We start from the raw sequence: 13,663 nt of genomic DNA on the forward strand, positions 1-13,663 counted from the left end.
CCTATTAAGGTCAAAGTAATGAATGTTTAATAGCGTTTTCTCAATATATGAAATTAAATATAAAAGATACTTTTAGTAAGGAATTGCCATCAGATTCAAATCAAATAAATAGCAGGCGTAAAGTTTTTGAAGCTACACATTCTTATGTAAAACCCAAACCGCCTAAGGACCCCAAATTGGTTCATACATCAAACCAAATTCTGAATGAAATAGGTTTAGATTCTCCAGATATTAATTCAGATGAATTTATATCCATTTTTTCAGGCGCTAAAGTCTATCCAAAAACAAGACCATATGCGATGGCTTATGCTGGTCATCAATTTGGTAATTGGGCAGGGCAATTGGGAGATGGTAGAGCCATTAATTTGTTTGAAATAGAGCATAATAATAAGCGTTGGGCATTGCAACTAAAAGGTGCTGGCGAGACTCCTTATTCACGACAAGGAGACGGATTAGCCGTACTAAGATCATCTGTAAGAGAATATTTATGTAGTGAAGCTATGTTTTATTTAGGTGTACCAACAACTAGAGCTCTAAGTTTAATGTTGTCTGGTGAGAATGTGTTAAGAGATATGCTTTATGATGGAAATGCAGATTATGAAAAAGGTGCTATAGTTAGCAGAGTTGCTCCATCCTTTATTCGATTTGGTAATTTTGAATTGTTTGCAGCTAGAAATGACATAAAGAATTTAAAAAAACTTACAGATTATACCATCAAATACTTCTACCCAGAACTAGGGAAGCCATCAAAGGAAACCTATATAATGTTTTTTAGAGAAGTAGCAAACAGAACTCTAAAAATGATTATTCACTGGCAGCGTGTCGGTTTTGTGCATGGAGTAATGAATACTGATAATATGTCCATACTCGGATTAACCATAGATTATGGGCCTTATGGTTGGTTAGAGGGTTTTGATTTTGGCTGGACGCCAAATACTACCGATAAACAAAATAAACGTTATCGCTACGGTAATCAGCCAAATATTGGATTATGGAATTTATTACAACTTGCCAATGCATTATATGCCTTAGTTGAAGAGGCGGAACCTTTTGAGACTATATTAAACCAATATCAAACAGATTTTGAAGCTAAATCACTTCAAATGATGAGATCTAAATTAGGACTAGAAATTCAAGATGAGAATGATGCTAAATTAATTTCTGATTTAGAGGATTGTTTATTGCAATGGGAAACTGATATGACAATTTTCTTTAGACTTTTGTCTAACTATAAAAAAGGCTTTTCTGATAAGGGTGTAGATATTGTCTATGACGCATTTTATAAGCCAGAAGATCTTAAAGAAGCAATTTTAAAACAATGGAAAGTTTGGTTTAAAAAATACGACCAAAGGTTACACAAAGAGATTTTAAGTGCTACTGATAGAAAGGCTAAAATGAACAGAATTAATCCCAAATATGTGCTTAGAAACTATATGGCACAATTAGCTATAGATGAAGCTAACAAGAACAAATATGATTTAATAAACGAGTTGTTTGAACTACTAAAAAAGCCATACGATGAGCAGCCATTAAATGAAAAATGGTTTGCTAAAAGGCCCGAGTGGGCAAGACACAAAGTAGGTTGTTCAATGTTGTCTTGTAGTTCTTAAAATGAGTACTTCTGCGAGAGAGCCTTTAATAAATATAAAAGAATAAAAATATATAATATGAAAGCAATTTGGAATAATAAAATAATAGCAGAAAGTAATGATACAGTCGTAATAGAAGGCAACCATTATTTTCCTCACGAAAGTATTAATAAAGAATTTTTTATATCAAGTGAATTACATTCGGTCTGTCCTTGGAAAGGTAAGGCCTCCTATTACACTATAGAAGTTGATGGTAAGCAAAATCCAGATGCTGCTTGGTTTTATCCTGAAGTATCTGAGTTGGCAAAAGGCATTAAAAATAGAGTTGCATTTTGGCGCGGTGTTACAATTAAAGAATAAATTCAGCATAAAATGAAAAGCACACGACTAAAAATAAAAAACCGAAAAGGGTTAACTCTAAATGCAAGTTTAGAGTTACCAGCAAATCAAAAACCAAATTATTATGCCATTTTTGCGCACTGTTTTACATGTAGTAGCAATCTTAACGCGGTAAAACACTTAAGTAGGGCGCTAACGCAAGATGGTTTTGCTGTATTGCGGTTTGATTTTACGGGTTTAGGCAGAAGTGAAGGTGAATTTGCAGACAGCCATTTCTCGGCTAATGTAGAAGATTTGTTAGATGTTCATTCTTACATGACCGAGCATTATGAAGTACCAAGTTTGTTAGTTGGTCATTCCTTAGGAGGTGCTGCGGTTTTGGTAGCTGCTTCCAAGATCGATGCGATTAAAGCTGTGGCAACTGTTGGTGCACCATCTACGGTAAATCATGTAACACATTTATTTTCTCATCAAGTTGAAGACATTAAGAATAAAGGTAATGTTGAGGTTAATATCGGAGGAAGACCTTTCGTTATTAATGAAGACTTTGTTTCAGAATTTCAAAAAATTGATCTACCAGAAATAGTAAAAAACTTAAGAAAACCCCTATTAATTATGCATTCACCATTTGATAAAATTGTAGGTATTGAGAATGCTCAGCAGTTATATCATAATGCACTTCATCCAAAAAGTTTCGTCACATTAGACGATGCAGATCATTTATTGTCTCAAGAAAAAGACAGTAAATATGTAGGTGAGGTTGTTGGTACTTGGGCTAGACGTTATTTTCCTAAAGTAGAAAATAAGATGTTGAGCACAGATGGTGAACAATTAGTAGGTCATTTAAATATTGTAGAGGATAATTTTACTACTTCGATACAGACGAAAAATCACACATTTATAGCAGATGAACCTGCCAGTGTTGGAGGTAATGATTTTGGACCTTCCCCATACGAATATCTTAATGCTGCCTTAGCTGCATGTACAGTAATGACCTTAAAGATGTATGCTGAGAGGAAGAAGTGGGAATTAGAAGAAGTATTTGTTTATATTTCTCATTCTAGAAAGCATAGTGATGATTTGCAAATTGAGGTAGATAAGCCAAAATATTTAGATCATATTAATAAAAAATTAAAATTTGTTGGTAACTTACATGCATCTCAGAAAGAACGTTTAAAAGAAATTGCTTCTCGTTGTCCAGTTCATAAAACCATAGCAAGTGAGGTCATTTTTGAGACCCAAATTATAATAGATTAAATATTGGAAACATTAACCAAGAACCATATAAGTAAAGATATATTTTTAGAAAAAAGGCACAGAACTGAAGCTATTTGTAGGTCGTTAAAATCAGAAGATACCTCAGTTCAGCCTGCAGATTTTGTTTCACCACCGAAATGGCATTTGGCCCATACCACATGGTTTTTTGAACAATTTGTGCTAGGAGAACATAAAGAGAATTATATTGTTTTTGATAAAGACTTTGCATATTACTTTAATAGTTATTACAATAATGTTGGCGATCGGGTTATAAGGGCAAATAGAGGGTTGATGACTAGACCAACTTTTGACCAAGTTTTAAAGTATAGAGCATATGTAAATAACAATATGGCTCAGTTTTTAGAAGAAGAATTGTCGCAATCTATTTATGATATTGTTGAAATTGGTTTACAGCACGAGCAACAACATCAAGAGTTATTGATATATGATATTAAGTATATTTTTGGACATCAACCATCATTTCCAAAATTAGATTTCGAAATTAAACTTAGGCCTGAGAATGCTAAACAAGAGTTTGTTAAGATAGACGAAGGTTTATACAAAATAGGGCATCAAGACGATTGTTTTTGTTGGGATAATGAACTAGGTGAACATAAGGTATACCTATATGATTTTGAAATCTCAAATCGATTAGTTACAAATGAAGAGTATATAGAGTTCATAGAAGATGGTGGATATAATGATTTTAATCTTTGGCATGCAGATGGTTGGGATTACTGCCAAAAACATCAACTTAGCAAACCACTTTATTGGCATAAATCCAACAATAAATGGATGCACTATACACTTCAAGGTTTTAAGGAAGTCATAGGGCTTGAGCCCGTGAATCATATAACTTTTTACGAAGCTTTTGCATTTGCGCAATGGAAAGGAATGCGATTACCCACCGAATTTGAATGGGAAGTGGCATCCAAAGAATTAAACTACGGTCAGCTTTGGGAATGGACAAACAGTGCTTATTTACCTTATCCAAATTATAAAAAAGCGGAAGGTGCTATAGGCGAATATAATGGTAAATTTATGATTAATACCATGGTAATGCGAGGTGCTTCTGCAGCTACACCAAAAGATCATTGCAGACCAACTTATAGAAACTTTTTTACGCCAGAAACAAGATGGCAATTTTCGGGAATTAGACTAGTAAAGTAGATGAAAGATTCTTTTGCGCAAGATGTGCTTAATGGTTTAACAGCCAAAAACAAATACGTATCGTCAAAGTATTTCTATGATGATAATGGGAGTCGCATATTTCAAGAAATAATGAATATGCCAGAATATTATCCAACCGACGCAGAGTTTGAAATTTTATCAATGCAATCAAAACAAATATTTGAGGCATTACAATTTTCGGGTCCTTTTAATATTGTAGAATTAGGTGCAGGTGATGGTTTTAAAACATATAAGCTATTAGAGTACCTTGTGAATAATGCGATAGATTTTCATTATATACCAATTGATATTTCTCGAGAAGCGGTTGATATACTAACTCGTAATTTAAAAGATCGCTTACCCACTTTAAAGATTCATCCAAAAGTCGGTGATTATTTTGAAATCTTAAAGGATAATAAGGTTAGTGATTACCCTAGTTTATTATTGTTTTTAGGTGGTAATATTGGTAATTATTCAGAAGAAAAAGCAAAAGAGTTATTGGACTTATTTAATGACAACATGAAGCTCGGAGATAAACTTCTCATCGGTGTAGACCTAAAAAAAAATCCAATTATTATACATAACGCATATTATGATAGGCATGGCATAACCAAGCGTTTTAATTTAAATTTACTAATTCGCATTAATAGGGAGCTTGATGCAGATTTTAAAATTGACGATTTTGACTTCTACTGCCATTATAACCCCATATCTGGTGATGTAAAAAGTTATATCGTAAGTCTTAGAAAGCAAACTGTAGAAATAAAAGCTTTAAAAAAGGTCTTTGAGTTTGATTATAATGAACTAATTTGGACAGAGCTATCAAAAAAATATAGTCTTACGGAGATAGAGAAATTAGCAGATAATTCAAATTTTGAAGTGAACACTAATTTTTTAGATTGCAAGCACTACTTCACTGATAGTTTATGGGAAAAATAAATCATTAGAATTTCTTATATTGTTGAGCTTTTAATAACCAATCCCTCAATATGAAATCTTACATTAAAGTAATTTCTATATCTTTTATTGTCTTAATTTTAAGCGCTTGTGCCACATTTGATAAGCAAATAAAAGCTGATTCTGAAAAACCACTACCAAATAATAAAGAATTAATTCATAGTTTTTACTTGTTAGGAGGAGCTGGTAATTCTGAATTAGGCAAAACAGATCAAGCAATTAATGATTTTAAAAGTGCGCTTAACAGTGCAACTTCTAACAGTACAGCTATTTTTCTAGGAAATAATATTTATCCTAATGGTTTTGTTAAGAAAGGGAATGATGAAAATGAAGAAGCGGAACATCGTTTAACGGTACAAGCTGAATCAGTGGTGAACTTTAATGGTAAAACTATTTTTATTCCAGGTGATAAAGATTGGTCTAGTGGCCTTAAAGGGTTAAAGCGACAAGAAAAATTTATTGAGGATGCTTTGGGAAAAAACACATTTTTACCAGAGAATGGATGCCCAATTGAAAAAGTAAAAATATCTGATGATCTCGTACTATTAATAGTCGATTCATATTGGTACATAACTGATTGGGATAAGAATCCTACGATAAATGATGATTGTGATATTAAAACACGTATCGATTTTCTAAACGAATTGGGTAGTGAAATAAAAAAGGCAAGAGGCAAAACAACTGTAATTGCTATGCATCATCCTATGTTTACAAATGGAGCTAACGGAGGTCAGTATAGTTTAAAAGAACACATGACGCCTTTACCAATAGTTGGTACTCTAAAAAATATTGTTAGAAAATCAGGCGGTGTATATGAAGGTGATTTACAGCATAAAATGTATAATGAACTTAAGAACAGAGTGGTTAGTTTAGCTCAACAGAATGATAAAGTTGTATTTGTTTCTGGGCACGAACAGAATCTCCAATATTTGGTTGAAGCAGGTTTACCTCAAATTGTTAGTGGTTCTGGCTCTAATATAACTGCAACAAGATTGATTGGGAACGGAAAATTTTCGCATGGGATAAATGGCTATGCTAGGCTAGATGTTTATAAGGATGGTTCTTCGTTTGTTCGTTTTTATGAAGCAGGTACTAACAGTGTTTTGTTTCAAACAGAAGTTTTACAACCAAATAATAATGATAATTTAAAAACGTATCCATCCGATTTTGAAAGTAAAATGACAGCCGCAATTTATACAGATGAAGCAATCGATAAGTCCGGTTTTCATAAATTTCTTTGGGGAGATCGTTTTAGAAAACAATTTGGAACAAAGGTTGTTGCGCCAACCGTTAATTTAGACACTTTATTTGGTGGTTTAGTTCCTGTTAGAAAGGGTGGAGGAAATCAATCAAAGTCTCTGCGTTTAGAAGATAAAAATGGCGCCCAATATGTTATGCGCGCTTTAAAAAAGCAAGCATCTCAATATCTTCAGGCTATTATGTTTAAGGATCAATATATTGGGGACAAGTTAGATGATGGTTTTGCTTCAAATTTGTTAATGGATGTCTTTACAGGTGCTCATCCTTACGCTCCATTTATTGTCGGAGATTTGGCCGATGCCATTGGCGTTTACCATACAAACCCAGTTTTGTATTACGTGCCAAAGCAAAATGGTCTTGGAGCATTTAACTCAGATTTCGGAGATGAGCTTTACATGATAGAAGAGCACACATCAGAAGGTCACAGTGATCAAGCGAGTTTTGGTTTTCAAGACAAACTGTTAAGCACTGATGATATGATGAAAAAAATTCATAAAGATGAAGATATTGTGGTTGATGAAGAAGCTTATATAAAAGCACGTTTGTTTGATATGCTTATTGGAGATTGGGACAGACACCAAGATCAATGGAGGTGGATAGAGTTTAAAGAAAATGGAAAAAAGATTTATAGACCAATGCCTAGAGATAGAGACCAGGCGTTTTCTAGAATGAGTGATGGCTTCTTATTATCAACGGTAGTGACATTAGTACCAACAGCTGGTTTATTACGAAAGTATGATGCCAGTTTGAGAGATGTTAAAGCAATTAATGTTGAGCCATACCCATTAGATATGGAAATAATTGCTGAATCTGGTAAGGCTATTTGGGACAAACAAGTCCAGCTTATTCAGAATAACGTAACTGACGATGTCATAGAAAAGGCTTTTTTAAATGTGCCTCAAGAAATTAGAGACGCAGAACTAGAGTCTATTAAATCTATACTAAAAGGGAGACGTTCTAATCTTCAAGATATTTCAGATCGTTATTATGAAGTGATTAATAAGTTTGCTGTTATAAAAGGAACAAATAAAGATGATTGGTTCGATGTAGAACGTATGGCAAATGGAAAGACTAAAGTAACAGGCTATAGAATTAAGGATGATAAGAAGTCTGATATCTTTCATGAGAGAACTTACAATAGAGACGAAACTAAGGAGATTTGGATCTATGCACTAGATGATGACGATGTTTTTAATGTTTATGGAGAAGGCGATAGATTAATTAAAGCGAGATTAGTCGGCGGCCAAAACAACGATACATACGACATTAAGAATGGTAATAAAGTTGTATTTTATGATTATAAGAGTAAAAAGAACACCATAATCACTAAGAAGGGGCGTAAAAAACTTACGGATGATTATGAAACTAATGTTTATAATTATAAGAAACTAAAAAACAGTATTAATCAATTTGTGCCTTCAATTGGCGCGAATCCAGATGATGGATTCCGAATAGGATTCTTAAACACGTTTACAAATTTTAATTTTGATCGTAATCCATTTTCTTCACAGCATAGTATTTCTGCAGGATATTATTTCGCAACAAATGGATTTGATTTAGGTTATAATGGTGAATTTGCAAATGTTGTGGGAAGTGCTAACCTCAGTTTAGATGTTAAATTTACGAGTCCAAATTTTGCTAGAAACTTTTTTGGGTTTGGTAATAGTACTCCGAACCCGGAGTCTGATGAAAATGATGGTTTAGACGTAGATTTAGATTACAATCGCGTTAAGATTAGAACACTTAGTGCGGCACCAGCTTTAGTTTGGAAAGGACAAGCCGGTTCAAGTTTTGAGATAGGTATTTCATACGAATCTAATGAAGTTGATCGAACAACTGGAAGATTCTTAGAAAGTATTACAGCGCCTAACGCAAATATTTTTAATAAACAAGATTTCTATGGTGCTCATGCAAAGTATGTTTATGATGTAAAGGACAATACAGCATTTCCAACTTTAGGAATGCTTGTTGGTTTAGAGGCTGGTTTTAAGAATAATGTAAGTACATCAAATGGATTTGGTTATGTTATCCCAGAAATAGCTTTTAATTATAAAATAGTACCACAAGGCCAAGTTGTCTTAGCGACCAAACTTAGAAGTCAAATTAATTTAGGTGATGATTTTGAATTTTATCAGGCTGCAACTTTGGGAGACCAAAAGGGGCTGAGAGGCTACAGAAGAGAACGGTTTTCTGGTAAATCATCATTTGTACAAAGCACTGATTTACGATTTAACCTTAGAAGAAAATCGTCTAATTTTTTACCATTCAATATAGGATTTTATGGTGGGTTTGATTATGGTCGTGTTTGGATAGATGATAATTTTGTAGCTAATCCTTTATTTAACGAAAGTGATTGGAACACTTCTATTGGTGGAGGAGTTTTCTTAACAGCTTACAATATGTTTAGCGCAAATATTTCTGCTTTTAGTAGTGATGATGGTTTGCGTTTGGCCTTTAAATTAGGTTTTGGGTTTTAGTTTTAATTCTTAGAATTAACATTAGTTTTATTAGAGTTTAGATATCTCAAAAATCGGCTTAACTTTGGTCATATCTAAACCCTAAATGCATGAAATTTTTTAAGTTACTCGTCATATTTTGTTTTTTATTTATTTCATCTTGTGCTACTTATAAAGCTCAATATTTAAATGAGGAAGATAGGGTAGCTCAACTACCAAATAAAGAGGTCGATAAAAGATTTTATCTTGTGGGTGATGCAGGTAGATCTCCGAAAGGAGGAATGTCTAAGGCGCTTACTGCTTTTAATAATCATATTGCAAATAAGAATACTAACGGTGATTATACCATTTTTCTTGGTGATAATATTTATCCCAGTGGATTACCAAAAGCCAATGATCAGAAAAGAGCTTCTGCTGAGAATTCACTTAACGCACAAGTAAAGTCAGTTAAAAATTTTGAAGGTGAAGTAATATTCATACCAGGAAATCATGATTGGTATTCTAATGGGTTAAAAGGCCTAAAACGACAAGAAAAATATATAGAAGATGCTTTAGGTGAAAACACATTTCAACCAGAAAATGGATGCCCTTTAGAAAGTATTGATGTAAATGAAACCGTTCAGTTAATTGCAATTGATACGCAATGGTATTTAGAAAATTGGAACGATAATCCTACCATAAATGATGAGTGTGAAATAAAAACAAGAGAACGCTTCTTTGAAGAGTTAGAAGGCGAACTTAAAAAAGCACAAGGAAAAACTATTGTTTTTGCAATGCACCATCCTATGTACACAAATGGTGTGCATGGAGGACAGTATGCAATATCTAAGCACTTATTTCCAGGTCAAAAAAAGATTCCAATACCAATTTTGGCGTCATTAGTAACTCAGATTAGAACTCAAGGAGGAGTATCGATACAAGATCGTTATAATGAGCGTTACAATAAATTGATGAAACGCATCGAGACTCTAGCTTTTGATACTAAGAATTTAGTTTTTGTATCTGGTCACGAACACACATTGCAATATATTGAAAATGAAAATGTTAAGCAGATAGTGTCAGGTTCTGGTGCTAAAGAGTCTTATGCTACACTAGGTAATAATGGTTTGTTTTCTTATGGTAAACAAGGATTTGCTGAATTAACGATTTTTAAAGACGGAAGCAGTTGGGTAACTATTTATGGAGAAGAAAATAATAAGCCTAAACAATTATTTTCAAAAATGATATTTGAGCCAACAAAGAAATATGATGTTTCCAAATTACCAGATACCTTTGCTCAAGAAATTGAGACCTCGGTATACTCGGAAGAAGAAACAAATAAGTCTGGTTTTTTTGAGTCCGTTTGGGGTAACCATTATCGAGATGTTTATGGTACCAAGATTAAGGCCAAGATCGCAACTTTAGACACACTTTATGGAGGCTTAGAAATTGTTAGAGCTGGTGGAGGCCATCAAACAAGATCTTTACGATTAAAGACCAAAGACGGAAGAGAGCTTAATATGAGGGCATTACGTAAAAGTGCGACTCAATATTTACAAACTGTTTTATTTAAAGATACTCATATTGAGGATGAGTTTGAAAAAACTGCCGTTGAGGGTTTAATTCAAGACTTTTACACTGCGGCACACCCATACGCTTTTATGGTTGTCCCAGATTTATCGAATGCAGCTCAAATATATCATACAAACCCTAAGATTTTTTATATACCAAAGCATAAGCATTTAGGCGAATTTAATGATGCTTATGGTGGAGAACTTTACATGATTGAAGAACGGCCAGAAGAAAATTATACAGACGATAGAAACTTTGGTTATGCAGATGATATTGAGAGTACGCATGATATAATAGAGAAAATTAGAGAAGATGAAAAGTATAAAATAGATGAGAACGCATATGTAAGAGCAAGATTATTTGATATGCTTATTGGTGACTGGGATCGTCATCAAGATCAATGGCGATGGGCTCAATTTAATCAAGAGAATGGTGATAAGTGGTATAGGCCAATCCCTAGAGATCGCGATCAAGTCTTTTCAAATTTTGATGGAGCCTTACTGGATGTAATGAAGGTAATTTCAGGATCTACAAAGCAACTCCAAGTGTATGATGAAGAATTAAAAGATATCGAGTGGATGAATTCAGCTGGTGTAAAGCTAGATAGGGTTTTAGTGCAACAAGCAACCAAGGAAACATGGCTAGAACACGCAAAGTTTCTACAAGAAAATATAACGGATGAAGTAATTGATAAAGCATTTACTAAAGTGCCAACCGAAGTACAGGATGAAACTTTAATGGATATAAAAATGAAGTTAAAAGGTAGGCGCTCAAACCTTTTAGATATAGCAGAGCGATACTATAAATTTCTAAATGAACTTGTTATTTTAACAGGTACAGATAAAGACGATTATATAGAAGTAAATAGAGTTGCTGATAACCAAACTCACATAAAAATATGGAGAATTAAAGACGGAAAAAAAGCTGATGTTTTAGTTGATAAAGTCTTTCATAAAGATACAACTAAAGAAATATGGATCTATGGTTTAGATGATAAAGATTTTTTTGAAGTTATTGGCAAAGCCAGTAATTTAATTTTCACTAGACTTATAGGTGGGCAAGAAAATGACACTTATAAAATAAAACAAGGACGACGCGTAAAAGTATATGACCACGAGAGTAAAGCTAATACAGTGGTGGAAAATAGTGGTGGCACAGTAAGGTTGACGGATGTATATAAACTTAATCTATTTGACTTTCAAAAAAACATAGTAGATAATAGCGTTATAACACCAGCTATTGGTTTTAATCCAGATGACGGGGTTTTGGTCGGTCTACAGTTTGTTAAGACTAAAAATGGTTTTCAACGTAATCCTTTTTCGCAACAACACCGCTTTAAAGGAGGTTATTTTTTTGCTACTAAAGGTTTTTCTGTTACTTATGATGGGGAATTCGCAAATATTAAAGATGATTGGAATCTGCACCTTGGTGGACAGTTTACTTCAGAAAACTTTACTAATAATTTCTTTGGTTTTGGTAATGAAACAGAGAATTTTGATGATGATTTAGATCTAGATTTCAACCGTGTAAAGACAAGTATTTATATGGCAAAAGCTGGTATTTTAAAGAAAGGTAATTTTGGTAGTGATTATGGTTTTAGAACGATTTTTGAAGCTATTGAAGTAGATCCAACTGAAAATAGATTTATAACAAATTTTGCGTCATCTTCTAATACAGATTTTTACAAGCGACGAATTTTTGGAGCACTAGAGGCTGAGTATAGATACCAAAGTTTTGATAATAAATTGAATCCAACTAGAGGGATGACGTTTCTTTTAAACTTAGGGGTAAGGTCCGAGTTTAATGATTTTGATAATACTTATGGTTATGTAAACTCAAATTTGGGATTTTATAATTCACTGTCTCATAATAGAAAATTAGTTTTAAAAACAGACCTAAGAACACAATTTAGAATTGGTAACGATTTAATTTTTTATCAAGCTTCAAATATTGGAGGCAATAATGGATTACGAGGATTTAGAACAGAACGTTTTACAGGTAGAAATTCGTTAGTGGGAAGTACAGATTTAAGATATAGTTTTAATCAATTTAAAACTAACACGTTACCGCTTCAAATCGGTATTTTTGGAGGTTTTGATGTAGGTAGAGTATGGCTTAAAAATGATTTTTCAGAAAAATGGCATAATGATTATGGAGGTGGTTTTTGGATCACTGCTGCCGATAGTCTCTCTGGTACTTTTAATTTATTTAATAGTGTTGAAGGGTTGAGGTTTTCTTTTGGTTTTGGATTAAACTTTTAATATAAATTAAAACTATAAATATTTCCTCCCTCAATATCATTCCGTTCATCAGTAATAATAACTTCTGAGTTAGATTTAAAACAGATACCTTCTTTTTGAGTGTTATGGTCAAAGGACTTTTCTTCGATGACTCCACTGAAAAAGTCATTAGATTTAAAGTTAGAAAGTTTCCAAAGTTTATTGTGATTTAGCAACACTATTGTTGAGCCATCATTGCTAATATCTGCTGATGTTATACGATTATGTTTTCCTTTAAAATTATGGGATGAAACTAATGTAGCAACGTGTTTACCAATTTTGTTTGGTACGCTTAGTACAATAAACTTCTTTTTCTCTTTACTAAACAGATAGAAGTTAGAGTTAAATAGAAAAAAACCTTCAAAATCTTTTGAGTCTTGTTTCTTTGGTAATTTAAATTCAATAATCTCTACTTTTGCAGAAGATTTTTTTAAATCTTGTTGCTTTAGTTTTAGAATTCTAAAATACTTACGCTTTTCATTATTATTTCCAAAATCTCCTATGTACAGATTACCTTGTTTATCTGAAGTAAGATCTTCCCAATCTATATTTGATGCATTTGTTATAGAAATGGTATTTATAATTTGCCCTTTTGTGTTAAGACCAAATACCTTGCTATCATTACCAGAATCTTGAATAGTCCAAATTAACTTAGATTGATCTGTGATTTCAGCTGCTGATACTTCATCTAGATTATTTGCTATATCACCAATAAAGGTAAGTTGTCCTAATGATTGGCATGCTGTCGCAATAAGAGTGATAAATATTAGTCTTTTGATATATATCATTGTAATTTTAGCCTTTA

At 33.0% G+C, this 13,663-nt stretch carries 8 protein-coding genes; 7 read left to right on the forward strand and 1 reads right to left on the reverse strand.

The features are described from left to right. Nucleotides 1–47 precede the first annotated feature (47 nt). From ACFWU4_RS04490 to ACFWU4_RS04520, 7 genes are all read left to right on the forward strand, one after another. Entirely contained in the window at nucleotides 48–1,610 is a 1,563-nt protein-coding gene (locus ACFWU4_RS04490) for a protein adenylyltransferase SelO (RefSeq protein ID WP_411125287.1), read from the forward strand. Between the two features lie 57 nt (nucleotides 1,611–1,667). Further along, nucleotides 1,668–1,949 carry a DUF427 domain-containing protein gene (locus ACFWU4_RS04495; RefSeq protein ID WP_411125289.1) on the forward strand — a complete coding sequence of 94 codons (282 nt, stop codon included), beginning with the start codon at nucleotides 1,668–1,670 and terminating at the stop codon, nucleotides 1,947–1,949. A gap of 12 nt (nucleotides 1,950–1,961) precedes the next feature. Next, nucleotides 1,962–3,185, forward strand: a complete 1,224-nt coding sequence (locus tag ACFWU4_RS04500) for an alpha/beta fold hydrolase (RefSeq protein ID WP_411125291.1) — start codon at nucleotides 1,962–1,964, stop codon at nucleotides 3,183–3,185. A 3-nt stretch (nucleotides 3,186–3,188) separates the two neighbouring features. Further along, nucleotides 3,189–4,355: an ergothioneine biosynthesis protein EgtB gene (gene egtB / locus ACFWU4_RS04505; protein ID WP_411125293.1), complete on the forward strand. Its 1,167-nt coding sequence runs from the start codon at nucleotides 3,189–3,191 to the stop codon at nucleotides 4,353–4,355. Next, a complete protein-coding gene (locus tag ACFWU4_RS04510; RefSeq protein ID WP_411125295.1) occupies nucleotides 4,356–5,294 on the forward strand; it encodes an L-histidine N(alpha)-methyltransferase in 939 nt (312 codons plus the stop codon). A 50-nt stretch (nucleotides 5,295–5,344) separates the two neighbouring features. Then, the gene (locus ACFWU4_RS04515) at nucleotides 5,345–9,049 is read left to right on the forward strand and encodes a phosphoesterase (RefSeq protein ID WP_411125297.1); all 3,705 of its coding nucleotides are present in this window, start codon (nucleotides 5,345–5,347) and stop codon (nucleotides 9,047–9,049) included. A gap of 89 nt (nucleotides 9,050–9,138) precedes the next feature. Further along, nucleotides 9,139–12,840 (forward strand): metallophosphoesterase, encoded by a 3,702-nt coding sequence (locus tag ACFWU4_RS04520; RefSeq protein WP_411125299.1) that lies wholly within the window; start codon nucleotides 9,139–9,141, stop codon nucleotides 12,838–12,840. Here the strand turns inward: ACFWU4_RS04520 and ACFWU4_RS04525 are convergent. Then, nucleotides 12,837–13,646, reverse strand: a complete 810-nt coding sequence (locus ACFWU4_RS04525) for an SdiA-regulated domain-containing protein (protein WP_411125301.1) — start codon at nucleotides 13,644–13,646, stop codon at nucleotides 12,837–12,839. The genes ACFWU4_RS04520 and ACFWU4_RS04525 overlap by 4 nt on opposite strands. Between the last annotated feature and the right edge of the window lie 17 nt (nucleotides 13,647–13,663).

This window comes from Winogradskyella sp. PE311, assembly GCF_046545555.1.
Taxonomy (GTDB): domain Bacteria; phylum Bacteroidota; class Bacteroidia; order Flavobacteriales; family Flavobacteriaceae; genus Winogradskyella.

Coding starts and splice junctions, on each gene's coding strand:
- ACFWU4_RS04525 (WP_411125301.1), bottom strand. CDS start 13,646: ATGATATATATCAAAAGACTAATATTTATCACTCTTATTGCGACAGCA.
- ACFWU4_RS04495 (WP_411125289.1), top strand. CDS start 1,668: ATGAAAGCAATTTGGAATAATAAAATAATAGCAGAAAGTAATGATACA.
- ACFWU4_RS04510 (WP_411125295.1), top strand. CDS start 4,356: ATGAAAGATTCTTTTGCGCAAGATGTGCTTAATGGTTTAACAGCCAAA.
- ACFWU4_RS04520 (WP_411125299.1), top strand. CDS start 9,139: ATGAAATTTTTTAAGTTACTCGTCATATTTTGTTTTTTATTTATTTCA.
- ACFWU4_RS04500 (WP_411125291.1), top strand. CDS start 1,962: ATGAAAAGCACACGACTAAAAATAAAAAACCGAAAAGGGTTAACTCTA.
- ACFWU4_RS04490 (WP_411125287.1), top strand. CDS start 48: ATGAAATTAAATATAAAAGATACTTTTAGTAAGGAATTGCCATCAGAT.
- ACFWU4_RS04515 (WP_411125297.1), top strand. CDS start 5,345: ATGAAATCTTACATTAAAGTAATTTCTATATCTTTTATTGTCTTAATT.